The sequence below is a fragment of the Mycobacterium helveticum genome (assembly GCF_007714205.1).
In the GTDB taxonomy this organism is placed as follows: Bacteria; Actinomycetota; Actinomycetes; order Mycobacteriales; family Mycobacteriaceae; genus Mycobacterium; species Mycobacterium helveticum.
In genome coordinates this window covers 35714-60993 of record NZ_VMQU01000015.1, presented here as the reverse complement: position 1 = coordinate 60993, position 25280 = coordinate 35714, and the positions used below count along the sequence as shown (strand labels likewise).

Sequence of the window (25280 nt, the reverse complement as noted above, 5' to 3'; positions counted from 1 at the left end):
GGCGGGATGACCGACACGGTGGGGCTGTTGTTCGGCCCGGTCACGGTCACGGTCTGCGGCATCGGCGGGCCCGGCGGGTTCGGTTTGTCGCGGCCCAGGGTCAGCGCCAGCAGCACCGCGACCAGCACGGCGGCCCCCGCTCCGACCAGGCTCAACACCAGCGCCGTGCGCTTGTACCACGGCAGCGGCGCGCCCGCTTCGGCGTCGTCCGCCTGCGGTTCGCGGGCGTAGCCGCCGGTGTACTCGGGACCGGTGTAGGGGACGAGCTCCTCCTCGTCGGCGTCTTGCGACCAGGCCACCGGCTCGTCGCTGCCCGACTGGCCGGCAGCCGCGCCGGCGGCCTGGGCGGCTTGGGTCATGTCGTCCGGGGCGGCGCCGACCATCTCGGTGGGGTTCTCGACGACCGGGCCGGCCGCGGTCGGGAGGCCTGCCGACGCCCGCTGCTCGCCGAGCAGAGCCGCGCCGACGGCGGCGCTGTAGCCGGGTTGCGGCGCGGCGAGGACCGGCAACCGCAGCCGTCCCGACAGTCTGGTGGTGATCAGCGGAATCTCGGCGCCGCCCCCCACGATCGCCACGGCGGCCACCCGCGACCGGGCAATCCCGGTGCGTTGCAACGCCTCTTCCACGGTGTCGAGGAACCGGTCCAGCGGTTCGGAGATGAGCGACTCGAAGTCGGCACGGGTCAGCCGGACCTCGTCGCCGGACGACGCCGGGACCCCCGGGATAGTGGCCGCGGTGGCCGCCGACAGCTGTTCCTTGGCGCGCCGGCACGGGCCGAGCAGGCGGGTCGGCGACCCCGTCCGCGTGGTGGCGTCGGCCTCGGGCGTGGCCCCCCGCACGTGATCGAGGACGAGCTGGTCGATGGCGTCGCCGGAGAAGTCGGTGTAGCGCAGCGTCGGCGCGAGCTGGCGGAAGTTCGATCCCGCATCGCTGAGCGTGACGCTGGTGCCGCCGGCGCCGAAGTCACAGACGACGACGACCCCGTCGGTCGGCAGCCCCGGCCTGGCGTGCAGGGCCGCGAGCGCCGTGGTGGCGTCGGACAGCAGCGTCGGGGGCACGCCGCGGGACGCCAGGTCGGGCTGGGCGAAGAACTCCTCGCGCAGCGCGCTGGACTGGGCCTCCGACCAGTACGCCGGCACCGCGACGATGACCGGGGTGCCGGAGCCGACGGTGCGGGCCATCGTCTCGATCGCCTCGACCGTCAGCACCTCGCCGAGGTACTTCGTCCCGTCGGCCGCCACCAGCGGGGTCCGGTCGCCGACCCGTTCGACGAATCCCCGCAGCACCAGCCCGGGCTCGGTGAGGTTCGGGTTCTCCTCGGGCAAACCGACCTCGGTCGCCCGGTGCTCGTAGAGCGTCACCACGGAGCTGCGGCGCACCGGAGCCCCACCCGTGTGGGCCGCAACCAGGTTGGCCACTCCGATCGACAAACCGAGCGACTCGCTCATCTGGCACATCCCTACGTCCGTTGTCAGCCGCCCCGCCGCGGATCGCAGCGAGTCTAAGGGCGTGGGCGCGCCACGGCCCCGGTGACGCGGCGGTGGAACCTCAGGGCAGACCCGGCGGCAGCGTGATCACCGTCGGCACCTCGGGGATGGTGATCACCGACGGCAGGTGCGGCAGGTGATGATGCGGTGGCGGGGCCGGCTGACGCGTCGGCTCCTGGGCGGGGTGCTGCACGGGCGGCGGCGGCCCGGCCGAGCTGCCGGGGGGCGTCGTGGTCGTGGTCGTGGTCGTGGTCGTGGTCGTGGTGGTCGTGGTCGTGGTGGTGGTGGTGCTCGTCGGTGCGGTGGTGCTGCTCGTGCTCGTCGACGGGCCGGTGCCGCCGCCCTGGTCGCCGCCGATCAGCTCGATGATGCCGAAGACGATCAGCCCGATCAGGATCAGGACGAGCACCACCCAAGCCACCAACATCGCGGGCCTGCGGTACCAGGGGGTGGGCTCTTCTTCTTGGTCGAAGGGGTCGGGAGCCGGCGGCTGCCCGAACTGCCCGGGCTGATCGGGGGGCGGCGGCTCCGGCGGCCCCCCCAAGCCCCAATTGGCATGCTCGGTCGGCTGGTTGTGGAAGTCGTCAGGTGGGCCGTAGCGTGCCACGGCACCGATGGTACTGACCGCCGGGGCGTTGTCGCCGCCGCCGCCCGGAAACGCCGGTGCTCAGAACGTGTCGACCTTCTCGATGCTGACGAACATCCCGTGGCCGGTTTTGTCGTTGGTGAAGCGGGTGCCCTCTTCGGTGGCGTTGATCGTCCAGCCCTGCGCCGCATAGGTCTTGTAGTCGATCGTGACGGTCGGGATGGCCCCCAGGTTGCCCAGCACCCACTGCACCGACCCGCCGGCGGTGATGCTGACGCCGTTGGCGTGCTCGCCGTCCTTGAGCGGGGAGTCGGTGAACGGCGCCTCGCAGCCGACGGTGTCCTTGTTGATCTGGCACCGCGTCTGACCGGACTTGGTTTCGATGAACACGTAGCCGTTGTTGTCGGGGGGCAGCGCGATGGCACCGGACGGCGTGGTCGGCCCGGTCGGGGCCGGCAGGGCGGTGGCCGGCGGCGGCGACGACGGTGCCGGGCCCGGTGTGGGGAAGGTGGGCTCGACGGGCCCCGCGCCCGGCGCGGCGACCGGCCTGCCCTCGATGCTGGAACTGCAGCCGGAAACCGGCACGGCGCTCACCAGCAGGGGTGAGAGCAGCAACGAACCACCGGCCAGGCCCCACCGCGCCTTCTGCGACAACGCCTTCTGCGACAACCGCACGAGCTGCTCCCGAACATCTGAAATACCGGGTTCAGATTATTCACCGAAGTCACGCCGGCTACCGCGGTGACGCGCCCGTGGAGGCCGGCGAATCGGTGGCGCGCATCACCTCGGCGGCCCGGTGGGCGGCGGCGACGATGCCCTGGTAACCGGTGCAGCGGCAGAAGTTCCCGGACAGGCCCTCGCGGATCTCGGCGTCGGTGGGCTGGGGGTTGTCGCGCAGCAACGCGGTCAGCGACATGACGAAACCGGGCGTGCAGAAGCCGCACTGCAGCCCGTGGCACTCCCGCAGGGCCGACTGCACGGGCGACAATTCGCCGTCGGGCGAGGCGATCCCCTCCACCGTCGTCACCTCCGAACCGTCCGCCTGCACCGCGAACATCAGGCACGAGCGCACCGCGTCGCCGTCCAGCAGCACCGTGCAGGCGCCGCACGCCCCGTGTTCGCAGCCCAGGTGGGTGCCGGTGAGGCCGCACCGCTCGCGCAGGAAGTCGGCCAGCGTCAGGCGCGCCTCCACAGCGGCAGTGATCGCAGTCCCGTTGACGGACAACCGAACCGGTTCTTCATGCATCGTGTTCCCTCGCTCTCGCCTCGGTCACGGCCTCGGTCCAGGCGCGCGCGGCCATGGCGGCACCGACCCGGGTGCGGTACGACGCCGGCCCCTGCAGGTCGCTCGGGACGTCGTCGAGCCCGCTCATCGCGGCCAGCCCGACGTCCCCGGGCTCCAGCTCGCCGACCGGCCTGCCGATCACTGCGGCCTCGGCGGCCGCCGCGCGCCGGGGCGTGGCACCCAGGCCCAGCAACCCGATCGCGGCGCGGGCCACCCGGTCGTCATCGTCGAGCCGCACCGCTACCAGCGCGCCCGCCAGCGCGAAATCGCCATGGCGGCGCGAGAATTCGTGCACCGAGAACCCGGACCTGCCGCGCCACGTCGGGAAGCGCACCCCGGTGAGCGCCTCGTCGGGCGCCATGGTCGTCTCCCACAGGCCGACGAAGAAGTCGGCGGCGGCGATCTCCCTCCGCCCGCGCGGGGAGGCCACCTCCATCACCGCGTCCAAAGTCAGGGCCACCGCCGGGTATTCACCGGCGGCGTCGGCGTGGGCGATCGACCCGCCCAGGGTGCCGCGGTTGCGGATCTGGAAGTGCCCGACGAACGGTGTCGCCCGGGTCAGCAGCGGAACCGCTTGGCGCACTTGGTGATCGGCGCCCACTTTGGCCTCGGTGGTGCCCGCGCCGAGCCACACCTCCTTCTCCCGGCGCTCGATGCCCTGCAATTCGGGCAGCCGGGAGATGTCGATGAGGTGGTCGAAGTAGGCCAGGCGCATCGACAACATCGGCACCAGACTCTGCCCCCCGGCGATGATCTTGGCGTCCTCGCCCAGCTCGGCCAGCAGCCCCACCGCCTCGTCGACGGTTCCGGGCCGGTGGTAGCGGAACGACGCGGGTTTCACCGCTCCCCCCCGGCCAGCAGCGCGGCGATCGAGGCGGGGCTGGCCGGCAGCCTTGTGATCGTCACGCCCAGCGGCGCCAGCGCGTCGTTGATCGCGTTGATCACCGCGGGCACCGACCCGATGGCGCCGCCCTCGCCGGCGCCTTTGTAGCCACCGGGTCCGGGGCCGGGTATCTCGACGTGCCCGAACTCGATGGGCGGAACCTCGGTGGTGGTCGGCAGCAGGTAGTCGACGAACGTGGTGGCCAGCGGGTTGCCGTCGTCGTCGTAGGCGAGATCCTCCAGCAACGCCCCGCCGATGCCCTGGACCGTCCCGCCGGCGATCTGGCCCTCCACGATCGCCGGGTTGATCATGGGCCCGACGTCCTCGCTGACGATGTAGCGCAGCAGTGTCACCTTGCCCGTCTGGACGTCGACCTCGCAGGTGCAGGCGTGGGTTGCGTTGGCCCACAGGATCGGGGCCGCGGCGACGTAGCGGGCGGTGGCTTCCAGATCGGGGGATACCCCCGGCGGCAGCAGCTGCGGCGAGTAGTGCGCGAGGTAGGCCAGCTCGCCGAAGGTGACCGTGCGCGATGGGTCGTCGCGCACCATCGCGGTCGAATGTGCCAGCTCCACTTCGGATTCGGCGACCTGGAGCCGGTGGGCGGCCAGCGCCACGATCTTTGCCCGCAGGCCCGCCCCCGCCTGGGCGACGGCGCCGGCGGTCATCGGCCCGCTGCGGCTGCCCTGCGTCCCGGCGCCGTACGGGGTGACCGCGGTGTCGCCCTGGATGGTGGCCACGTCGTCGATGTCGGCGCCCAGCGCGTCGGCGGTGAGCTGAATCACCGTGGTTTCCAGGCTGTTTCCGCTGGAGCCGCCGTTGACGTAGACGTTGATCCTGCCCGTGGGCTCCATGCGCATGGTCGCGCCCTCGGTGGCCAGGTGGCCGGTCGCCGCGCCGGTCGGCTCGATGTAGGCCGAGAAACCCAGGCCCAGGTGGCGGCCCTGCGCCAGCGCTTCGGCCTGTTCCTTGCGAAACCCCTCGTGGTCCAGGATCTTCACCGCCTGCTCGAAGGTCTCGATCGGGGCGACGTGGTCATACGGCATGCCGTTGGGATTGACGTAGGGCATCTCGTCGCGGCGCAGCAGGTTGCGCCGCCGCAGCTCGATCGGGTCGAGGCCCATCTTGCGGGCGGCGACGTCGAGCAGGATCTCGCGGGCCAGCGACTCGTATTGCCACGGGCCGCGGTAGGCGGCCAGGCCGCTGGTGTTGGTGAACACCGTCTTGTAGTTGAAGCTGGCCCTGGGCACCCGGTAGGGGCCCGGGAAGAACATGCCGATGGCGGCCGTGGTCAGCACCGGGTACGGCGTCGGGTAGGCGCCGACGTCCTGCACGAAGTCGATGTCGGCCGCGGTGATGTTGCCGTCGCCGTCCAACGCGATCCGCGCGGTGCCGTCGACGTGCCGGGCCTGCCCGGCCGACATCAGGTTCTCGCGCCGGTCCTCGATCCACTTCAGCGCCGCGGGCACCTTGCGCGCGGCCAGCATGATGCACATGTCCTCGCGCATCGGGACGACCTTCTGGCCGAACCCGCCGCCGGTGTCGCGCACGATGACCCGAACCCGCCCCGCCGCAATGCCCAACAGGCGCGCGCAGAACGCGCGCAGCTCGTGCGGGGTCTGCGTGGAGGCCCACAGCGTCAGCTCCCGGGAAGCGGCCGACCACTCGGCGACCAGGCCGCGCGTCTCGATCGGCACCGGGGCATAGATCTGCTGATAGATGTTCTCCGCGGCGACGCAGGCCGCCGACGCGAAAAGCTCCTCGTCCGGCGGCGCCCCGCTCATCCCGCCCGCGACGTTGTCCGGGTAGGCGTCGTGCACGAGCACCTCGGAGGTCTGGGCCCGGGTCAGGTCGGTGATCGCGGGCAGTGGCTCGTAGTCGACGTCGACGAGTTCGAGCGCGTCCTCGGCGAGGTAGCGGTCCTCGGCGACGATCAGCGCGACCGGGTCGCCGACGAACTTCACCTCGCCGTGGGCCAGCGGCGGCCGCGGCGTGTCGGGAACGTCCTTGCCGGCCACGGCGTGCCACGCCTCGTGCACGTCCGGGTTGAGGTCGTCGGCGGTGAACACCGCGCGCACCCCGGGCAGCCGCAGCGCCGCCGAGGCGTCGATGCCGTTGATCCGGGCGCGGGCGAAGGGGCTGCGCACGAAGCAGGCGTGCAGCATGCCGGGCCGGGAAATATCGTCGACGAAGCTGCCGCGGCCGGTCAGCAGCCGCAGGTCCTCCACCCGCTGGACGCGGGTGCCCGCGTAGCGGGGCGCCGGACTGGTCGGGGCTGCCTGCACGTCTTGGGTCATGACGCTCCATCCGCGGCTTGCGCACGGTTATCGCTTGATGAGAAGTCCAATGTCATCATATGAGAGTGGGGTTACCGCAGTCGACACCTCCGCCGCGGCACGTGGGGATCGTGCTGGCCGCCGGCGCGGGCCGGCGGTACGGCAAGCCGAAGGTCCTGGTCGAAGGCTGGCTGCAGACCGCGATCGGCGCGCTGCGCGACGGGGGCTGCGCCGGCGTCGTGCTGGTGCTCGGCGCCGCCGAGGTACCGGCCCCGCCCGGGGTCACCGCGATCACGGCGCCGCGCTGGCGCGAGGGGCTGAGCGCGTCGGTGCGCGCGGGCCTGGCCGAGGCCGAGCGCATGGGGGCCGACTACGCGGTGTTGCACGTCGTGGACACCCCCGACGTCGGCCCCGACGTGGTGGCGCGGGTGCTGGGCCGCGCGTCCGCCGCGGAGGGCGGCCTGGCGCGCGCCGTCTTCGGCGGCCGGCCGGGCCATCCGGTGGTGCTCGCGCGCCGGCACTGGCCCGGGGTGCTGGCGCGGCTGGCCGGGGACCGGGGCGCGGGGGCGTACCTGCGCGACCGGGCCGACGTCGAGAACGTCGAGTGCGGCGACCTCGCCGGCGGCGAGGACATCGACGATCCGGCGTAGGCATGGGCGTGCGGCGGCGATCGGGTCCGAGGACGCCGAGGGCGTCCGGGACCCGGTGCGGGTGATCGTCGCCGGCTCCGCCGCCCACCGCGATGCTCTGACCAGGCTCAGGTGTAACTTTCTAAGGCAAGGCTTAACTAGGGTCAGGATGTGTCAGTGCGAAGTCGGACGCGTAGCGGGGCGCGCCAATCCGGTTCGGCGAGCGTGCTCGCCGATCTGGCGCCGGGGCAGAGAGCAACCGTAGTCGGCATGGCACCCGGTGCGGAACCCGCAGTGGCGCAAAGGCTGGTGCTGCTGGGTTTTCGACCGGCGGCGCGCGTGGACGCGATTCGTCGGGCTCCGCTGGGGGACCCGACGATCTACCGGGTGCAAGACACCGAGCTGTGCCTGCGCAGCCGCGAGGCGCGGCTCATCGAAGTCGTTCCGGAAGCCGCTCGATGACGTCGTGCCACGAGGACGCCGGCGCCGCGGTCAGCGTCGTCGGTGTCCCGCGGGTGGCCCTGGTGGGCAGTCCCAACGCCGGCAAGACCAGTGTGTTCAACCACCTGACCGGATTGCGTGCCAAGACCGCCAACTATCCGGGCGTGACCGTGGGGCGCAGCGTCGGCACCACCACGGTGGACGGCGTCACGATCGCCGTGGAGGATCTGCCCGGCACCTACAGCCTCGAACCGATCAGCCCCGACGAGCAAGTGGTGACCGACATCCTGGCCGGCGAATTCGCCGACACGGGCCGACCCGATGCGATCGTGCTGGTTGCCGACGTCACCACCCTGCGCCGCTCGATCATGCTGGTGGCGCAGGTGCTGCGGCTCGACCTGCCGTGTCTGCTGGTGTTGACCATGAGCGACGAATTGACCGACCGGGACGGCCGGATCGATGTCGACGCCTTCTCGACGGCGTTGGGCATCCCGGTGGTCGCGGTCGTCGGGCACCGCGGCTCGGGCATCGATGCGCTGCGCGCCCGGCTCGTGTCCTTCGACCGGTGGCAGCGGCCGGCGGTGTTGCCCCCGGCCGGCCACGATGCCGTCGACGCCTGGGGTAATTCGGTGCTGGACGCCGCGGATTACCTTGCACCGCAACCGGATCGACGCACCTCGAGGATCGACGCAGTCGTGCTGCACCCGCTGTGGGGTGTCGTCATCTTCTTCGCGGTGATGTTCGGCTTCTTCCAGGTCGTCTTCACCGCCGGTGCGCCACTGCAGGATTGGGTCAGCCAGGGCTTCGTCTGGCTGGGCGAGCGGGTCACCGGCCGCACCGGGAACAACGTGGTGGGCCGGCTGGTGAGCCAGGGACTGATCGGCGGCGTGGGCACCGTGCTGCAGTTCATCCCGCAGATCATGTTGTTGTTCCTGTTGATTGCGGTGCTGGAGAATGTCGGGTACATGTCGCGTGCCGCCTTCCTGATGGACAAGGTGATGGCCAAGACCGGCCTGGAGGGCCGCGCGTTCGTGGCGATGCTGTCGTCGTTCGCGTGCGCGATCCCCGGGATCATGTCCACCCGCACCCTGCCTTCGTCGCGAGACCGGATCGCCACGATCATCAGCGCACCGCTGATGACCTGCTCGGCCCGACTGCCGGTGTTCACCTTGCTGGTCGGCATGCTGATCGCGCCGCGCACACGCTGGTGGGGCCTGAGCGCGCAGGGCGCCACCATGTTCGTGCTGTATCTGGCCGGCGGCACCTCGGCGTTGCTGGCGGCGTGGCTGTTCAAGTCGACCATTCTGCGCAGCGATCTGCTGCCGTTCACGATGGAGCTGCCGCCCTACCGCTTCCCCTCGGCGAGGACGGCCCTCGTCGCAATGTGGAGCGCGGCAAAGCTGTTCCTGCGCAAGGCCGGAACCATCATCCTTGGCACGTCTTTGCTGCTGTGGGTCCTGCTCAATCTGCCGGCGCGGGAGAGCGAGACCGCGCAGATGGCGCCGCCGCAGGCCACCGCCTACGTGATCGACCACAGCTATGCCGCCGATCTGGGCAAGGCGGTGGCGCCGGTGTTCACGCCGCTCGGCTTCGACTGGCGCACCAATATCGCCTTGCTCGGGTCGCTGTCGGCGCGCGAGGTGTTCGTCTCCACGCTCGGGCAGGTGGCGGCGGCGACCAAGCCCGACGAACCCCGTGAGGCGCTTGCCGCCATGACCGACGCTGCCGGGCGCCGGGTGTTCAGCGCCCCGACCGTGATCGCGCTGATGGCGTACTTCGTCTACGCGCTGCAGTGCATGTCCACCGTCGCGGTCATGCGCCGCGAGACCAACTCGTGGCGGTGGCCGGCGGTTGCGTTCTCCTACATGTTCGTCCTGGCCTGGACGGCGGCGTTCACCGCACACGCGATCGCGGTGGGTCTGGGCGCATGATCCCGATGCACGCCACGGCCACCGCGAACCCCCAACAGCTGTGCTGGGTGGTCCCGCCCGACCGGCTGCCGCCTCGGGGCGCGGTGCGACAGGCTCCGGGCCGGCTCGGTGGGCTGCTCGAAGGCGGGGTGATCGAGGACCTGACGGTGCGTCCGGCCGGCATTGTGATCACGCTGGCCGGGGCCCACAGCTGGCGTGAGCGGGGCGACGGCGTCCGCACCGCGCTCGGCGAGGCGCTGGCCGACCCGGCCGGCTGGCGCGTCGAACGCTCGTCGGATTCCACCGCCGAGCTCGCCGGGCTGGTCCGGGAGCTCCTCGCCGGGCCCATCGGTGCGCTCGCGCGTTCGCACGGCGGGACGATCGAGCTGGTGTCGGTGAACGGACTGGACGTGACCGTGCGCATGTCGGGCGCCTGCCGCGGGTGCGCGGCCGCGGGGGTCACGCTGCACGACAAGCTCGAGGCCGAGCTGCGCCGACGGGTCGACGCCCGGGTCACGGTGTCCGGCCACAAGCAGCCCGCCCCGTCGACGCTCGGGAAAAAGCTGCTTGCGTTGTGGGTCCGGTAGAAGCAGCGCGAACTCGCAGTGTCACCACGCTCCTGAAACGGGCGGGCCAGTGCGTCGCCGGAGCGGCTCGGCGCGCGGTTGCGTGAACTCCTTTCGCGCCCTTCTCATTGATCGACGTTCTGATCGGCTCGGAGCCGACATCGGGTAGACGGTCGCGGCGAGGCGCACGGCGGAGGGCATTGTCGTGCTGTGGGACGCGGTCATCCCGGCATGCCGCCGCAATGGGCGGACGCAGGCATCTACCTTCAGACCGTGATGCTCTTGCTGCGGTCAGAAGGGCTACACAGCTGTCCGCAGATCGCGTGGGCGGAATATCATCGCACCGTTGCCGAAGTCATCACACCACCACCACAGCGTATTTTGTTCTGCGGCATGTCGATTGGATTTGCCGATCCGTCGTTGCCGCGGCCGCGGCCGCGGACACCTCGCGCTCCGCTGTCGGCGACTGCCACCTTTTTACAGTAAGCGCCTGACAGCGGGTTCCTTGTCGATGGGTAGTTGGTAGGGGGTGGCGGGGAGCTTGCTCCTGACACCGGTACCAGCCGACAATGCCGGTCTTCATCAATCGAATGTCAAACTCTCCCAATGCATCCGCGACTGCCGAAGCCTCCTCTCTCAGTTGCGCTCGGGCAGAGAGCAGTTGAACGAAGCCGATTGCGGGCACCCGCTCCGACAGTCGAAGAGGAATTGGCCGCTTTCCGTGAAGCCAACCGCGGGGGCCGACAGCCGTTACGACGTTCCGTCTGTCCCAGGGGTGCCGCCAAAGAAGCCGGCGGTGCCGCCGGTTCCGCCGGTTCCGCCGTTGACGCCGTTGCCGCCGTTGCCGCCGTTGCCGTAGAGCGCGGGCCCGGACATGCCATCCAAGGTGGCCCCGGCGTTGCCGCCGTTGCCGCCGTTGGCGGCCAAAGCGCCGCTACCGGCGTCGCCCCCGTTGCCACCGAAGCCGAAAAAGCCCGCGCCGTCGCCGCCAACGCCGCCATTGCCGCCGGTGCCGAGGTTGGTGGCGCTGGTGTTGCCGCCGTGCCCGCCGTCACCGCCGACGCCGCCCAAAAAGCCGGCGCCCAGTCCGCCGACGCCGCCATTGCCGCCGACGCCGTTGCTGCCGGTGGCGGTGCCGCCGGCACCGCCGTCACCGCCGATGCCGATGCCCGTCAACGCGGAGCCCACACCGCCGTCGCCGCCGGTGCCGCCGACACCGTCGGTGCCGCTGGCGCTACCGCCGGCACCGCCGGCACCGCCGTGGGTGATGCCGCCCCCGATCAGGGCGACGTTGGTTACCTGGCTCCCGGTGCCACCGGCGCCGCCATGCAGAACGCCGGTGCCGCCGGCACCGCCGGCACCGCCCTGGGTGAAGTCGAACCCGGCAAAGCCTAAGCCGACGCCGCCGCCGCCGGCACCACCCGCGCCGCCGGCGCCGCCCACATTGGTGGCGGCACCGCCGACACCGCCGGCGCCGCCGTGCACGAAGTCGAGTCCGACGAGGGCGGCGCCGATGCCGCTGCCGCCGGCGCCGCCGTGCCCGCCGACACCAGACGCCCCGCTCGCCACGCCGCCGGCGCCGCCGGTGCCGCCTACTGCACCGTCGATCCCGATCAGGCTGCGGGCAAAGCCATCGCCGCCGACACCGCCGACGCCGCCGACACCAGAGGCCCCGGTTGCCGCGCCGCCGGCGCCGCCGTGCCCACCGAAACCAAGAAACAGTCCATCCTCGCTGCCGCCCGCGCCGCCGACGCCGCCGGTACCCGCGGTCCCCGTGGCGGCGCCACCGGCCCCGCCGGTGCCGCCCCACGACAGGAGCAGACCGCCGGTGCCGCCGGCTCCGCCCGTACCGCCGATACCGGTGGTCGCGGCGCCGCCGACCCCGCCGGTGGCTCCCGGGTTGGTGCTGGTGCCGCCGGTGCCGCCGTTGCCGAACAGCCACCCCCCGGCCCCGCCGGCGGTGCCGACACCGTTGACGGTGGTGCCGTTGGCGCCGTTGCCGAACAGCGGGCGCCCGGTGAAGTGCAGGAAGGGCGCGTTGATCGCCCCCGACACGTCGCGCTCGACGGTGTGCAGGGCCTGTAGCGGGTTGGCGTTGGCGGCCTCGGCCGCCTCGTAAGCCTCCGCACCGGAACTCAGCGCCTGCACGAACCGGTGGTGAAACGCCGCGGCGGCGGCACCGGCCGCCTGGTAGTCGCGCGCGTACTGAGAGAACACCGTTGATATCGCGGTGGAGACCTCATCGGCGCCGGCTGCCGCGATGGTCGTGGTGGCCGCTGAGGCCGCCGCGTGGGCGGTGTTGACCACCGAACCGATAGTGGCCACATCCGACGCTGCCGCCGCCAGCGCTTCTGGCGCCACGGTCACCAACGACATCGAAACACCCCCGACGAGCCCTAAGACACACCCGAAGGTCGTGTATCTGTGCCGTTTCGATGAGAAGCTAACGGAAAAATAGCTGGTGAGAGCATCGGCGAAAGCATGGGGTGTTGTTTTCAAAACGCGAGTTACCTCATGCGTCTGTGTCGGAAATGAACCAACTAGGCCGAGACGCACAGCAGATCGCGTAGTGATTCGTAGTATATTGTAGGTGTGTGCAGGTTGACTGGAGCAAGCGGGCCGACTACGTCGGGGAGCGGCACGGCATCTCTGCGGAGTGGGCGGATGAAGCGGCCAACGACCGTCACGCCGTGTGGCAAGTGCCAGACCCGGCCAGTCGGTCGGGCCTATCGGTTCGGGTGATCGGCTATTCGCCGTCGGCGCGGGCGGTGCTGACCGTGATTTTGGTGTCCGCCGATGCTGATCCCGATCAGCGCCCGGACGGCGATTGGTGGGGTAGCAACGCCTGGATCGCGAATCAACAGGATCAGGACCTCTACAGTGAGGAGCAGTAAGAATGAGCAGGATTGACGATCTACTCGCCGACGAAGGCGCACGCGCGGAGGCATACTCGGGAGGCCCGGCGCCTGAGCATGTCACGACGAGTCGGCCGAATCTCGGCCGCCAGACTGTGGTCTCGGTGCGCTTGGCTGCCGATGAGCATGACCGCCTGAGCCAGGCCGCCCGCAAAGCGGGAATGTCGCTATCGACCCTTATCCGGGTGTGGGCCGTCGATCGGCTGCACGCCGAAGATCACGGCGAGTCAGGAACCGTCACCGAGCGGCTGGCACGGCTCGAACGCGAAGTATTCAGACGACCCGCCTGAACTGCCCAAACTCCATAGAGTGCAGGTGGGAACCCGCAGCTGTACGCCGGGTTGTAGGGCCGCTCTTCGTGGGAAACGCGAACGGCCGGCTGGTTTTTTGCGGTCGGGTACCGCCGACCCAAGGGGGTAGGTTAATGACTTGCAACAAAGCTCGAGACGGTTTGTCGTACCAGGAAATTCGCTGGTCATGCTGGGTGAACTGCGGCAGAGAAGTCCGAGGGTTCCGACGCATTGCTAATCTACCCGCTGGCCAAACGCGCCGTCCCTGCCAGGGTGCCGGCGCAGGGTGAGGCGTCCCCGATAAGCATTTACGTGTTACGATACTCGTGTGGAGATTGGCCCCACCGCGCTTAAGCGAAAGTGGACGCGCGACGACATCCTTCACGCACTGGAACACCGGCACATCGACTATGGCATCGAGGATGACGATCCGCCGCGCACCTGGGTTTTCGGCTTCGCCCGCGACCTGACGCTGCTGGAGTTGCTCATCCTTCATGACACCCCCGGCGGGCGCGTCATCCACTGCATGAAGGCCCGTCCGAAAGAACTGGAGAAAGCTCTCCGAGCACGAGGCAGGCGATGATATGACCCACACGCAGAAGCAGACTCACCCACCGCTGGACAACGCAGGAGTGGACCGGCTCGTCGCCGAGGCCGAAGCAGGCATCCCTGAGGAGAAGCTACGCCGCCGGGGCCGACCGTCGATGGGGGATGAAGCCGCGAGCACCTACTCGGTGCGCCTGCCCGACGATCTGGTGACGTTGGTGGACACCCGAGCAGAACTCGAAGGTGTGAGTCGGGGCGAGACAATCCGGCGCGCGCTAGTGGAGTACCTGACCACTTGATCGGCGGCTACGCCGTCAACGCGTAGCTGATTTCCGAACGGGCGTCCGCCTGAAACCCGAACGTGTGGACTGGCCGTTCTACTGTCGTTAATGGGGGTAGATTTCGGACTTGCCACTAAGGACAAGCGTCTGTGCCGTTTTGATAACCAGTCATCAGCATAGGTGCTGGTAAAAGCAGTGACGACGACCTGGGGTGTCGTTTGAGGCATTTGAGTCACCTCAAATGTCTGTGTCGGTGGATAGCCGATTGTGCGCTGCTGCACGCCAATCACGTTGTCCAAACCTGGAACCCAGTGACGCCGCGACCCGGGACAGCCGGACCACCCAACGTCGGGCCGTCGATGCCCAGCGGTCACGATCGTCTCGTGGGCGCGGGGACACCAGCAACGCAAGAAGCCTTGACAACTGCGGGGATGCAAGGACACTTGACAGTGTGAAGGTGCGGCGCAGCGCGTGCAAGCACGGCGTCACCGAGCAGGACATAGCCCACGCCTTCCGCAACGCAGTAAAATTCATACCGTACGAGTACGACGGCGAGGAACGATTACTGGTCATCGGACCGGCACGCAACGGAGCGATGCTGGAGCTGACGGCCGTTCCCGCCGACGATCCCGACCGCATCATCCATGCCGACGATCTCAGGCCGTCGTTCTATCACTACTTGAAATGAGGTGAGCACCATGCCCGTCACCCACGACCACACCGGACTTGACCGCGTGGACCCCGCAACCCACCCGGCACGGGACGCGACGGCGTTTCGCCGCATTGTCGCCGCAACCGAAGCCGTGCACGACGCCGAAACCGAGTTGATCGACGCTGTGACCGAGGCTCGGCGGCGCGGCGACTCGTGGACCGCTATCGCCGTGGCACTCGGTACGACACGTCAGGCCGCCCAGCAGCGGTTCGGAAAGCTGACGGGCTGACCGGTTCCCTGCCCCGGCTATCGATGAAATCACTTCTACCCGCGAACCCACGAAGAGATGGGGGTAGGTTAACGACTTGTCAGCAAGGTGAGATGTCTCTGTTGCACAATGGAATTCGCTGGTCAGGCTGTGCGAAACATGGCAGAGAAGTCCGAGGGTGCTGAGGCACGGCTAATCTACCCACTGGACAAACGCTCGCTTGCGGACCTGTTGAGGGAATGATGAGCGCGGTCATTTCGGGCGCCCGAATACCACACATTGCCTATCTCGTCGTGCCGCACACGGTTTCGACATCTGGGCTGAGCGGGCCTCGTGCCAGATATTCGCTGAATGGGGTATGGCGGACTCGGGTCGCGAAGCGCCGAACTCTCCAAGCAAGGGGCGTTTGTCGAGACCATCACCGACCAGGGCAGGTTCTGCCGCCTTCCGACAAGCCAACATTGAGGTAGGGAACCGGTTTGCGCTGGGTCACTTCGAATCATGATGGGGCGCCCCGTCGCTCCTCGGGCGCGCGCGGATTTAGGTGTTGGGGACGTTTCGCCAGCCCTCGGCGCTCCAGAGAAGGACACGCGGAGAATACGCGGGCGTCAGCCAAAGATAATCGAGGTAGTTCGGAACGGGCGGCGGCGCGGATGGCAGCGCCTTTCCGAACGTCAGTCCCGCACTGAGGGCGGCCGGCAGCGCGGTGTCGTGCAGCGGGATGAACAGGTGGCGTTCATCGACGTTGGGTTCGTCGCGGAGCTTCTCGAAGTGTTCCGTGATGTGTGCGGCCTGGAACGCCGCGCGGAGTTCGTCGGCGAACCCGGTCAGAGAGTCGTCAACCCAGCCTCCGGGAGACGCCGGCACCACCATGGCATCGCGGCCCTGCGAAGAAAGGTCCGAATGGCCGATCATGCTGCAGCCTGACGCCTCGACAAGCCACCGAAGATCGGGGTCTGCCGATGGTCCCCAAGCGAGCTGGCTGGTCTCGGGATGCTCGACGTTCACGGCCTCACAGATCTGGATGATGTTTTGATAGCACTTCCTGAGCCGCTGCATCGCGGCGAATGAGCCCACCTCGATACTCCATACCCACTGGCCTGGCAGCGGCCACTTGTGGTTTTGGCGCGCAAGCAGACTGGCCGTTTTGAACGCATCCGGGTCGCCGAGGTTCGTCACCTCAAACGCGGCCCTACGACCGTCTGTCAGAGTCAGCAGGACATCGACGACACCCCGGCGCCCGTCGACGTCCCACGCCTCAGCGACGGCGACGTCGAGTGTTCGTACGGCGATCGCGCAAGCCTCGCGTTCTTGTCGGCTCAAACCCTCCATCCGGATCAGGGTCGGGCCGCTATTCACGGCAATAACCCTAGGACGGACCCGTGGCCACGTCGAACCGTTTTCCGCCTATCTCTCCTCGGGGCGGCTCGATCGCCAGCGCATGGGGCAGCTGCGGCGCAGACATATCTTCTCTAAAACCCTTTACTTTGTCGCGTGTTATGCAATACTATTGACACATCGCAATGGATAAGAGGAGCATGGGTAGCGACAACGACATCAGCGCCATCATCAAGTGGGCCGATAGATGTCCTGGTGGCAGTCAAGAAGGCCGGATTGCCTTGGCCCGCGCCGAGCAAGAAGGAACAACGGTCACAGCGACGGAAGGAGGGTCCTAGTGAATGAAGACTGGGTGGTCACGTTGACGTTCGACGTTGATCCGTCGATGGAGCGCATTGATGCGTGGGAGGACGAGCTCGAGGGCATGGACGGCTCCGTGGCGCGTATCCCGGAGCGCGGAGTAGACGTAACCGTTTATGCACCTGGCGATTTCAACATGTTCGAGGCTGTCAGGAAGATGTCGGCCGAAATCGCAAACGTGGTACAGGCTGAGCCGGTCGCCATGGAGGCTGTCCGGGAATCCGAGTGGCGCCGGCGAGCGGAGGCGCCGACGATGCCCGAGCTGATGTCAGCTGCCGAGATCGCTGAGATGTTGGGCCTTTCGCGGCAGCGCGTTCACCAGCTGCGAGCCATCCGAGCGTTCCCGGAGCCGTTGGCAGAGCTGCGCGGTGGCGCGGTCTGGGACGCGGCGGCGGTGCGGAAGTTCGGCCAGGAGTGGACACGTAAGCCCGGACGGCCGCGAGCCGAAGATGCCACAGGCGACAATTGATCAGGACGTGATGAACCGTGCGTTCGAGGTGCGAGGGGCGCTCGCCGTGGAAGGTCTACACCGCAAGGTGAAGCTCAGTGATCTGCTCGTCGCCGCCGCTGCCGAACGTGCTCGGCTCGCGGTGCTGCACTACGGCCGGGACTTCGATCGGATCGCGACGATCACCGGCCAGCCCACAGAATGGGTGGCACCATCAGTAACCGTCGACTGGGGAAGGGCCGCCTGGCGGTGGGTGCGGCATCAGGGGGTAGATTCCCGACTTGCGACAAACCTTCCGCTTCTCGGGCGGACGCCCTCGATCCTTCGCGAAAGCTAGGGAACGACGGCGTTCGCGGCTTGAAGTGTCACCGGTAGATGTTTGAGTCCGTGTAGCAAGATGCTGTCGTTGAAGGTCGGTTCACCGGCGAGAGTCAGTTGGGCGAAGTGCTCGAACAATGACTGCAGGCCGATATGGAGTTCCATGCGAGCCAATGTCGCACCCAGGCAGGCGTGCACACCGGAACCGAAGCTGAGGTGCTCGCGGGCGTTGGTGCGGGTGGTGTCGAAGACAGCGGGGTGTTCGAAGACTGCCGGGTCGCGGTTGGCCCCGCCTAGTAGAAGAAATATCGCTTCGCCTGCCCGTACCGGGTATCCCTGGATGGCAACGTCTTCGGTGGCGACCCGCGCCGCCATTTGACCGGTCGTGTCATAGCGAAGGATCTCTTCGATCGCGTTGGGCCATCCCTCGGGGTTCGCGCGAAGTGCGGCCAGTTGATCCGGGTGGCAGACGAGGGCCACCACAGCCTTGCCGAAGACATGCGTCGTGGTGATGAACCCCGCGCCCAGGAGCAGCCCCGCGAGCATCCTGGTCTCGACGTCGCTCAGATCGCCGTCGCGTACCACGTCAGACAGGATGCTGTCGGCGGCGTCGTCGTGTCGTAGCCGTTCGATATGCGCCGTAATGTACGGGTCGAACTCGCGCAGAGCTTTCATCGCCACCCGAAAGTCGCGCCAGGATGCGGCGGTGGTGGCAATCAAGCGCGTTGTCGACTCGCCGATCGCATGAAGATCGCGGGTCTCATCGCGGGGGATGGCCAGCATCTCCGCGATGACCGCGATGGGGATCCGGGAGGTGTACTCGGTGATCAAATCGCACTCGGCGCGGCCCTGCAGGCGGCCAAGCAGCTCGTCGGCGATGTCGTGAATACGGGTACGAAGTCCATCGAGCGCCCGTGGCGTGAACGCCCGCGAGACCACCCGACGCAACCGCGTGTGCTCAGGCGGATCGGTGACCAACATCGAGGGCGGTTCGACGCCAGTGAGCACACCGGGGTCGGTTTTGGCCACGATCCACGAAACGATACGAAAGGGTGACCGGTCCTGCTGTTTGGTGGTCCTGAACCGACCGTCGCGCAGTACCTCACGGACAATCTGCGCGTCAGCGCTGACCCAGCCGTCCCGTCCCACCACCCGGGACATCCGCCCGCGTCCCCGAACTTGCTCGATGAGCGGATAGATGTTGTCGCCCTGATTGGTGTCAATCAGAAGACGCGCCAACGGATCACCCCGCCGGGCCAGCAGTCTCAGCGTCGCGCGTGGAAGTCCATACCCCGCCGCCCAGTGCGTCCACTCCCGAAAGGGCATCTGCATGTGCTCACCCTCTCCGGCAATCGGTTGCACGTGAGCCTAATGGCGGGCGCCGCTCAGGCCCAGGCCACGGCGCAGGTCGTACCCGTCGCCTTTGCGCACCGTTGGGAGTGGGCAACCCCGGGAACAAAGCGGCCGCGCCCACCGTTAGGATGATCGACAACTTGAGTGCACCAAACTCAACCCTAGGTTGACACCACCGCTTCGCGAGGAGCAGGCTTGAGCGAGGGTCACTCAGCATCGTGCAGTAAAACGCTCGACTATCTCAGGAGGAATCACCATGGCTCGTGCGGTCGGCATCGACCTCGGGACCACCAACTCCGTCGTCTCGGTTCTCGAAGGTGGCGACCCCGTCGTCGTCGCCAATTCCGAGGGCTCGCGGACGACGCCGTCCGTCGTCGCGTTCGCGCGCAACGGCGAGGTGCTGGTGGGTCAGCCCGCCAAGAACCAGGCGGTGACCAACGTCGACCGCACCGTGCGCTCGGTCAAGCGGCACATGGGCACCGACTGGTCCATCGAGATCGACGACAAGAAGTACACCGCGCAGGAGATCAGCGCCCGCGTGCTGATGAAGCTCAAGCGGGACGCCGAGGCCTACCTCGGTGAGGACATCGCCGACGCGGTCATCACGGTGCCCGCCTACTTCAACGACGCCCAGCGTCAGGCCACCAAGGAGGCCGGCCAGATCGCCGGCCTGAACGTGCTGCGCATCGTCAACGAACCGACCGCGGCCGCGTTGGCCTACGGCCTGGACAAGGGCGAGAAGGAACAGACCATCCTGGTCTTCGACCTGGGCGGCGGCACCTTCGACGTCTCGCTGCTCGAGATCGGCGAGGGCGTGGTCGAGGTCCGTGCCACCAGCGGTGACAACCACCTTGGGGGCGACGACTGGGACCAGCGCGTCGTCGACTGGCTGGTCGAGAAGTTCAAGGCCAGCAGCGGCATCGACCTGACCAAGGACAAGATGGCGATGCAGCGGCTGCGCGAGGCCGCCGAGAAGGCAAAAATTGAGCTGAGCTCGAGTCAGTCGACCTCGATCAACCTGCCCTACATCACCGTCGACGCGGACAAGAACCCGCTGTTCCTCGACGAGCAGCTGACCCGCGCCGAGTTCCAGCGCATCACCCAGGACCTGCTGGACCGCACCCGTCAGCCGTTCCAGTCGGTGATCAAGGACGCCGGCATCTCGGTGTCCGAGATCGACCACGTCGTGCTGGTGGGTGGCTCCACCCGGATGCCCGCGGTGACCGACCTGGTCAAGGAGCTCACCGGCGGCAAGGAACCCAACAAGGGCGTCAACCCCGACGAGGTCGTGGCCGTGGGCGCCGCGCTGCAGGCCGGTGTCCTCAAGGGCGAGGTCAAAGACGTTCTGCTGCTTGACGTCACGCCGCTGAGCCTGGGCATCGAGACCAAGGGTGGCGTGATGACCAAGCTCATCGAGCGCAACACGACCATCCCCACCAAGCGGTCGGAGACGTTCACCACCGCCGACGACAACCAGCCGTCGGTGCAGATCCAGGTGTATCAGGGCGAGCGTGAGATCGCCGCGCACAACAAGCTGCTCGGCTCCTTCGAGCTGACCGGCATACCGCCGGCCCCGCGCGGGGTCCCGCAGATCGAGGTCACCTTCGACATCGACGCCAACGGCATCGTGCACGTCACCGCCAAGGACAAGGGCACCGGCAAGGAGAACACGATCAAGATCCAGGAGGGCTCCGGCCTGTCCAAGGAGGAGATCGAGCGGATGATCAAGGACGCCGAGGCGCACGCCGAGGAGGACCGCAAGCGCCGCGAGGAGGCCGACGTCCGCAACCAGGCCGAATCGTTGGTCTACCAGACGGAGAAGTTCGTCAAGGAGCAGCGCGAAGCCGAGGGCGGCTCGAAGGTTCCCGAGGAGACGCTGTCCAAGGTCGACGGCGCGATCGCCGAGGCCAAGACGGCCCTGGGCGGCACCGACATCACCGCGATCAAGGCGGCGATGGAGAAGCTGGGCCAGGAGTCCCAGGCGCTCGGCCAGGCCATCTACGAGGCCACCCAGGCCTCGGAAGCGCAGGCCGGCGGCGCTGAGGCGGGCGGAACCGGCTCGGCCGACGACGTCGTGGACGCGGAGGTCGTCGACGACGACCGGGAGTCCAAGTGAGCGGCGGAAACCAAAAAGCGGATGGCAACCAGGAACACCTGACGGTCACCGACAAGCGCCGCATCGATCCCGAGACCGGCGAAGTCCGGCACCCCTCTCCCGGCGCGTCAGCGCCGGGAGAGGGGCCGGCGGCCGGCGCGTCGGCCGGCCCCGGCGAGGCGGAGACCAGGGTCGCCGAGCTGACCGCCGACCTGCAACGGGTGCAGGCCGACTTCGCCAACTACCGCAAACGGGCGCTGCGCGACCAGCAGGCCGCGGCGGACCGGGCCAAGGCCGGCGTCGTCAACGAATTGCTGGGTGTGCTCGACGATCTCGAGCGGGCGCGCAAGCACGGCGACCTGGACTCCGGGCCGCTGAAGTCGGTGGCCGACAAGCTGGACAGCGCGCTGACCGGGCTCGGCCTGACGGCGTTCGGTGCCGAGGGCGAGGACTTCGACCCGGTGCTGCACGAGGCCGTGCAGCACGAGGGCGACGGTGCCGACGGCGCCAAACCGGTCATCGGCACGGTCATGCGCCAGGGCTACCGCCTGGGCGATCAGGTGCTGCGGCACGCCCTGGTCGCGGTCGTCGACACGGTCGAGGCCGGCGAAACCGGGCAGGACACGGACGATAACGGCCCCGGCTCCGGTGAGTAGCACGCACAATCAGGACACAACGATCGGTGAGAGGAGGTGACGCGGCATGGCCCAGCGTGAGTGGGTCGAAAAGGACTTCTACAAGGAGCTCGGCGTCTCCTCTGATGCCAGTCCCGAAGAGATCAAACGCGCCTACCGCAAGCTGGCGCGCGACCTGCACCCGGACGCGAATCCCGACAACCCCGCCGCCGGTGAACGTTTCAAGACGGTGTCGGAGGCCCACAACGTGTTGTCGGACCCTGCCAAGCGCAAGGAGTACGACGAGACGCGGCGGCTGTTCGCCGGCGGCGGGTTCGGCGGGCGCAGGTTCGATGCCGGCGACTTCGGCGGCTTCGGCGCGGGCGGTGACGGTGTCGAGTTCAACCTGAACGACCTGTTCGACGCCGCGGGCCGCAGCGGCGGCGCCACCATCGGCGACCTGTTCGGCGGCCTGTTCGGGCGGGGCGCCGGTGCCCGGCCCAGCCGGCCGCGGCGCGGCAACGACCTGGAGACCGAGACGGAGCTGGACTTCGTCGAGGCCGCCAAGGGCGTCGCGATGCCGCTGCGGCTGACCAGCCCGGCGCCGTGCACCAACTGCCACGGCAGCGGCGCGCGGCCGGGCACCAGCCCGAAGGTGTGCCCGTCCTGCAACGGGTCCGGCGTGATCAACCGCAACCAGGGCGCGTTCGGTTTCTCCGAACCCTGCACCGACTGCCGGGGCAGCGGCACGATCATCGAGCACCCCTGCGACGAGTGCAAGGGCACCGGGGTCACCACCCGCGCCCGCACCATCAACGTGCGGATCCCGCCCGGGGTCGAGGACGGCCAGCGGATCCGGTTGCCCGGGCAGGGCGAGGCCGGGCTGCGCGGTGCCCCCTCGGGGGACCTGTACGTCACGGTGCATGTGCGCCCGGACAAGGTCTTCGGCCGCGACGGCGACGACCTGACGGTGACCGTCCCGGTCAGCTTCGCCGAATTAGCTTTGGGCTCAACGATTTCGGTGCCCACACTGGACGGCAAGGTCGGTGTGCGGGTGCCCAAGGGCACGGCCGACGGTCGCATCCTGCGGGTGCGTGGCCGGGGCGTGCCCAAGCGCGGCGGCGGCACCGGGGACCTGCTCGTCACCGTGAAGGTGGCCGTGCCGCCGAACCTGGAGGGCGACGCCGCCGACGCGCTGGAGGCCTACGCGGCCGCCGAGCGCTCCAGCGGCTTCAACCCGCGGGCCGGATGGGCGGGGAACCGCTGATGGCCGCGAGTTCGAGGAACCCCGAGCGGGAGTCGCGGACGTTCCTGATCTCGGTGGCCGCCGAGCTGGCCGGCATGCACGCGCAGACCCTGCGCACCTACGACCGGCTCGGGCTGGTCCGCCCGCGCCGCACTTCCGGTGGGGGACGCCGTTATTCGGAGCACGACGTCGACCTGCTGCGCGAGGTGCAGCGGCTCTCCCAGGACGAGGGCGTCAACCTCGCCGGCATCAAGCGCATCATCGAGCTGACCAACCAGGTCGAGGCGCTGCAGGCGCGGGTGAGGGAGTTGACCGACGAGCTGATGGCGTCGCGTGCCAACCAGCGCCGCGATCTCGCGGTGCTGCCCAAGAGCACGGCGCTGGTGGTCTGGCGGCCCCGCAAAACCGGCAGCCGCTAGACGCGGATCGAGAACCGGGCGTGCCCGGGCTCGCCCGGTTGCGCGCACCGGTAACCGCCGCGGCGCAGCGCGTCGGTCGGTGCGGTCATCGGCTCGAAGCACACCACGTCTTCGCCGGGCGGCGCGAAGATCTGGGTCACCGGGTATCCCCGCTCGAAGTGGACTTCCAGCCGCCGTCCCCCGCCGGACACCGCGAAGACGGCGCCGTCCGGAACCTGGTCGTAGGCGTCGTCAAAAGCCTTGTCGCCCAACGGTTCGTGCATCGCAGGTTGCGTGCGGGACGCGCCGGTGGGCAGCCCCTGCCCGTCGAGGCCGAGGTGCCGCAGCGGCGGTGTCTCGATCATCCACTCGCTGCGCGCCACCCCGGGCAGATGCAGGTAGGGGTGGAAGCCGAAGCACAGCGGCACCGCCGTGTCGCCGGTCGCGGTGACCGTGGTGCTCACCGTCAGCGTGCGCTCGGCCAGCCGCGCCGACACCGTGAGCACGTGCGGATACGGGAACCCGGCCAGCAGCCGCGGGTCGGCGCCGAAGTCGACCTCGGCACTCAGCTCGTTGCCCGTTTCCGCCGTCACCCGCCAGCCCGGATAGGCGGCCATGGTGCCGTGGATGGGCAGCCCGTGGGGGTCGGCGCGCACACCGTTCTCGCCCGGCGTCAGCCGCACCGTCACGCCCGCCGCGGTGTAGGTGTCGCCGCCCAACCGGTTCGCCCACGGGTACAGGATGGGGATGCCCATCGTCTTGCCGGCCTCGACGTAGGCGTCCAGGCCGCGACGCTGGCCGAGCAGTTCCACCCCGTCGTCGGTCAGGGACATGCCGATCATCCCGGCCTCCGGCACGAACCGGGCGGCGACCGGCGAGGACGGGTCGCGCAGTGTGACGATGTGCATGCCCTACCTCGGTACCTCGGCTCACCCGGACAGCGGGTCGTGCTGGATGCGTTCCGGCGGAGCGCCTTTGGCGATCAGGGCGGCCCTGGTGGCCCGGACCATGTCGGGGCCGCCGCAGATCAGGATCTGCCGGTCGCCCCAACCACCGTATCTGGTCACCACGTCGGGCAGCCGGCCCGTCTGGTGCACGTGCAGCCCGCGCGGCGGGGTGCAGTCGGGATAGTCGGCGGCCCAGGACGGGTCGGCGCCGTACTCCGACACCGGCGACACCGACAGCCACGGATTGTGCGCCGCCACCTGCCACAGCGTGGGCAGGTCGTAGAGCTCGCAGCGGTAGCGGGCCCCGAAGAACAGGTGTACGCGCGGGTTCACCGCGTGGCGGGCGAGGTCCAGGATCAGCGCGCGCAGCGGCGCCAGGCCGGTGCTGCCGGCCACCATCAGCACGTCGCCGCCGTCCCGGTCGACGTGCAGCCCGCCGTGCGGGCTCGACAACCGCCACCGGTCGCCGGGTCGGGTTTCTGCGACGACGGCGGTGCTGACCAGGCCGCCGGGGACCACCCGGACGTGAAACTCGATCAGGCCGTCCGGGTCGGCCGGAATGGCCGGGCTCAGGTAGCGCCAGCGGCGTGGGCACTGCGGGACCTGGGCGGTGAGGTACTGGCCGGGGTGGTAGTCCATCGGGCGGTCCAGCCGCAGCCGCACCACCGCCAGATCGCGGGAGGCCCGGATGTGCTCGACGACCGTGCCGTCCCACCAGGCGGGTCCCTCCTCGGCGTCGGCGGCACCGCTCATCACCCCGGTGATCAGGTTGAGCGACGCGGTGGCGGCCGCGTCGACGGCGGCGGTCCAGGCCGCCGGGCCCGGCTGGCCCAGGTGGTCGCGCAGCGCGGCGTGCAACGCGCGGCGCAGGGTGCCGTAATGGGCCGGCAGCACGCCGTACTTGCGGTGGTCGCGGCCCAGTTGGGCGAGGAAGGCGACCGGCTCCGCGGCGCGTTGCTCGACCAGCTCGCCGTACACCCAGCGCAGCGCCTGGGCGAAAGCCGCCCGCTGGCCGGCCATCTCGGCCGGGAACAGGTCGCGCACCGAGGCGTCGAGGGCGAACCAGCGCGTGTAGAAGCGGTGAACGAGCGGGTCCTGCGCGACGGCGTCGCGCAAAACCCGCAACGCCGCGGCGTCCTCCAGGCTCACGG

26 protein-coding genes and 2 pseudogenes are annotated in these 25280 nt (G+C 69.1%); 17 read left to right on the top strand and 11 right to left on the bottom strand.

Features of this window, described 5'->3' with window-relative positions:
- The 6 genes from FPZ47_RS05805 to FPZ47_RS05780 form a co-directional block, all read right to left on the bottom strand.
- Nucleotides 1-1448, bottom strand: a 1448-nt coding sequence (locus FPZ47_RS05805) for an Hsp70 family protein (protein WP_145039347.1), incomplete at its 3' end; no start/stop codon positions are given.
- 100 nt (nt 1449-1548) lie between these two features.
- Nucleotides 1549-2094, bottom strand: coding sequence for a hypothetical protein (locus FPZ47_RS05800; RefSeq protein WP_144956040.1), 546 nt, complete (start codon nt 2092-2094; stop codon nt 1549-1551).
- 60 nt (nt 2095-2154) lie between these two features.
- Nucleotides 2155-2703, bottom strand: coding sequence for a hypothetical protein (locus FPZ47_RS05795; RefSeq protein ID WP_144956048.1), 549 nt, complete (start codon nt 2701-2703; stop codon nt 2155-2157).
- 103 nt (nt 2704-2806) lie between these two features.
- Nucleotides 2807-3319 carry a (2Fe-2S)-binding protein gene (locus FPZ47_RS05790; RefSeq protein WP_144956037.1) on the bottom strand — a complete coding sequence of 171 codons (513 nt, stop codon included), beginning with the start codon at nt 3317-3319 and terminating at the stop codon, nt 2807-2809.
- Nucleotides 3312-4199: an FAD binding domain-containing protein gene (locus FPZ47_RS05785; protein WP_144956034.1), complete on the bottom strand. Its 888-nt coding sequence runs from the start codon at nt 4197-4199 to the stop codon at nt 3312-3314. Before FPZ47_RS05785 ends, FPZ47_RS05790 begins: the two co-directional genes overlap by 8 nt.
- Nucleotides 4196-6535, bottom strand: coding sequence for a xanthine dehydrogenase family protein molybdopterin-binding subunit (locus FPZ47_RS05780; protein ID WP_144956031.1), 2340 nt, complete (start codon nt 6533-6535; stop codon nt 4196-4198). The genes FPZ47_RS05785 and FPZ47_RS05780 overlap by 4 nt, the downstream gene beginning before the upstream one ends.
- Before the next feature lie 59 nt (nt 6536-6594).
- On the opposite strand from FPZ47_RS05780, the gene FPZ47_RS05775 reads away from it, so the two are divergent.
- From FPZ47_RS05775 to FPZ47_RS05755, 5 genes and pseudogenes are all read left to right on the top strand, one after another.
- On the top strand, nt 6595-7164 hold the full coding sequence (locus tag FPZ47_RS05775; protein WP_144956028.1) for a nucleotidyltransferase family protein: 570 nt from the start codon (nt 6595-6597) through the stop codon (nt 7162-7164).
- A 204-nt stretch (nt 7165-7368) separates the two neighbouring features.
- The gene (locus FPZ47_RS05770; RefSeq protein WP_144956025.1) at nt 7369-7605 is read left to right on the top strand and encodes a FeoA family protein; all 237 of its coding nucleotides are present in this window, start codon (nt 7369-7371) and stop codon (nt 7603-7605) included.
- Nucleotides 7602-9515 carry a ferrous iron transporter B gene (feoB, locus tag FPZ47_RS05765; protein ID WP_144956022.1) on the top strand — a complete coding sequence of 638 codons (1914 nt, stop codon included), beginning with the start codon at nt 7602-7604 and terminating at the stop codon, nt 9513-9515. The genes FPZ47_RS05770 and feoB overlap by 4 nt, the downstream gene beginning before the upstream one ends.
- Nucleotides 9512-10081, top strand: coding sequence for a NifU family protein (locus FPZ47_RS05760; protein ID WP_144956021.1), 570 nt, complete (start codon nt 9512-9514; stop codon nt 10079-10081). The genes feoB and FPZ47_RS05760 overlap by 4 nt, the downstream gene beginning before the upstream one ends.
- Before the next feature lie 213 nt (nt 10082-10294).
- Nucleotides 10295-10546 (top strand): annotated as a pseudogene (locus FPZ47_RS05755) (nitroreductase family protein); the annotation flags it as partial.
- Between the two features lie 264 nt (nt 10547-10810).
- Here the strand turns inward: FPZ47_RS05755 and FPZ47_RS05750 are convergent.
- Nucleotides 10811-12436: a PE family protein gene (locus tag FPZ47_RS05750; RefSeq protein ID WP_145039345.1), complete on the bottom strand. Its 1626-nt coding sequence runs from the start codon at nt 12434-12436 to the stop codon at nt 10811-10813.
- Between the two features lie 218 nt (nt 12437-12654).
- Here FPZ47_RS05750 and FPZ47_RS05745 point away from each other — a divergent pair, with 218 nt between their 5' ends.
- The 6 genes from FPZ47_RS05745 to FPZ47_RS05720 all read left to right on the top strand — a co-directional run bounded on the left by FPZ47_RS05745 (nt 12655) and on the right by FPZ47_RS05720 (nt 15033).
- Nucleotides 12655-12954: a transposase gene (locus FPZ47_RS05745; protein WP_144950380.1), complete on the top strand. Its 300-nt coding sequence runs from the start codon at nt 12655-12657 to the stop codon at nt 12952-12954.
- Between the two features lie 2 nt (nt 12955-12956).
- Complete coding sequence (locus tag FPZ47_RS05740; protein ID WP_144950382.1) at nt 12957-13265, top strand: plasmid mobilization protein; 309 nt, start codon at nt 12957-12959, stop codon at nt 13263-13265.
- A gap of 328 nt (nt 13266-13593) precedes the next feature.
- A complete protein-coding gene (locus tag FPZ47_RS05735) occupies nt 13594-13848 on the top strand; it encodes a hypothetical protein (protein WP_144950384.1) in 255 nt (84 codons plus the stop codon).
- A gap of 1 nt (nt 13849) precedes the next feature.
- Nucleotides 13850-14110, top strand: a complete 261-nt coding sequence (locus FPZ47_RS05730; protein WP_144950386.1) for a ribbon-helix-helix domain-containing protein — start codon at nt 13850-13852, stop codon at nt 14108-14110.
- 433 nt (nt 14111-14543) lie between these two features.
- Nucleotides 14544-14780: a hypothetical protein gene (locus tag FPZ47_RS05725; protein WP_144950388.1), complete on the top strand. Its 237-nt coding sequence runs from the start codon at nt 14544-14546 to the stop codon at nt 14778-14780.
- Between the two features lie 10 nt (nt 14781-14790).
- A complete protein-coding gene (locus tag FPZ47_RS05720; RefSeq protein ID WP_144950390.1) occupies nt 14791-15033 on the top strand; it encodes a hypothetical protein in 243 nt (80 codons plus the stop codon).
- Nucleotides 15034-15552: 519 nt separating this feature from the next.
- Here the strand turns inward: FPZ47_RS05720 and FPZ47_RS05715 are convergent.
- A complete protein-coding gene (locus FPZ47_RS05715; RefSeq protein WP_144950392.1) occupies nt 15553-16371 on the bottom strand; it encodes a hypothetical protein in 819 nt (272 codons plus the stop codon).
- A 316-nt stretch (nt 16372-16687) separates the two neighbouring features.
- Between FPZ47_RS05715 and FPZ47_RS05705 the strand changes: the two are divergent.
- Nucleotides 16688-17164: pseudogene (locus FPZ47_RS05705) on the top strand (helix-turn-helix transcriptional regulator); the annotation flags it as partial.
- Nucleotides 17160-17495: a PIN domain nuclease gene (locus tag FPZ47_RS05700; RefSeq protein WP_144950396.1), complete on the top strand. Its 336-nt coding sequence runs from the start codon at nt 17160-17162 to the stop codon at nt 17493-17495. The pseudogene FPZ47_RS05705 and the gene FPZ47_RS05700, both read left to right, overlap by 5 nt.
- On the opposite strand, the gene FPZ47_RS05695 is transcribed toward FPZ47_RS05700, so the two are convergent.
- A complete protein-coding gene (locus FPZ47_RS05695; RefSeq protein ID WP_144950398.1) occupies nt 17492-18808 on the bottom strand; it encodes a cytochrome P450 in 1317 nt (438 codons plus the stop codon). The genes FPZ47_RS05700 and FPZ47_RS05695 overlap by 4 nt on opposite strands.
- Before the next feature lie 277 nt (nt 18809-19085).
- On the opposite strand from FPZ47_RS05695, the gene dnaK reads away from it, so the two are divergent.
- Genes dnaK through FPZ47_RS05675 form a run of 4 tightly spaced genes read left to right on the top strand, consistent with a single transcriptional unit; the run spans nt 19086 to nt 23203 of the window.
- On the top strand, nt 19086-20945 hold the full coding sequence (gene dnaK, locus FPZ47_RS05690; RefSeq protein ID WP_144950400.1) for a molecular chaperone DnaK: 1860 nt from the start codon (nt 19086-19088) through the stop codon (nt 20943-20945).
- A complete protein-coding gene (gene grpE / locus FPZ47_RS05685) occupies nt 20942-21580 on the top strand; it encodes a nucleotide exchange factor GrpE (protein ID WP_144950402.1) in 639 nt (212 codons plus the stop codon). The genes dnaK and grpE overlap by 4 nt, the downstream gene beginning before the upstream one ends.
- Nucleotides 21581-21626: 46 nt before the next feature.
- A complete protein-coding gene (gene dnaJ, locus FPZ47_RS05680) occupies nt 21627-22805 on the top strand; it encodes a molecular chaperone DnaJ (RefSeq protein ID WP_144950403.1) in 1179 nt (392 codons plus the stop codon).
- Nucleotides 22805-23203 carry a heat shock protein transcriptional repressor HspR gene (locus tag FPZ47_RS05675; RefSeq protein ID WP_168209371.1) on the top strand — a complete coding sequence of 133 codons (399 nt, stop codon included), beginning with the start codon at nt 22805-22807 and terminating at the stop codon, nt 23201-23203. Before dnaJ ends, FPZ47_RS05675 begins: the two co-directional genes overlap by 1 nt.
- On the opposite strand, the gene FPZ47_RS05670 is transcribed toward FPZ47_RS05675, so the two are convergent.
- Both FPZ47_RS05670 and FPZ47_RS05665 read right to left on the bottom strand, forming a co-directional pair.
- Complete coding sequence (locus FPZ47_RS05670; RefSeq protein ID WP_144950405.1) at nt 23200-24090, bottom strand: aldose 1-epimerase; 891 nt, start codon at nt 24088-24090, stop codon at nt 23200-23202. The genes FPZ47_RS05675 and FPZ47_RS05670 overlap by 4 nt on opposite strands.
- Nucleotides 24091-24111: 21 nt before the next feature.
- Entirely contained in the window at nt 24112-25278 is a 1167-nt protein-coding gene (locus tag FPZ47_RS05665; RefSeq protein ID WP_144950406.1) for an FAD-binding oxidoreductase, read from the bottom strand.
- Between the last annotated feature and the right edge of the window lie 2 nt (nt 25279-25280).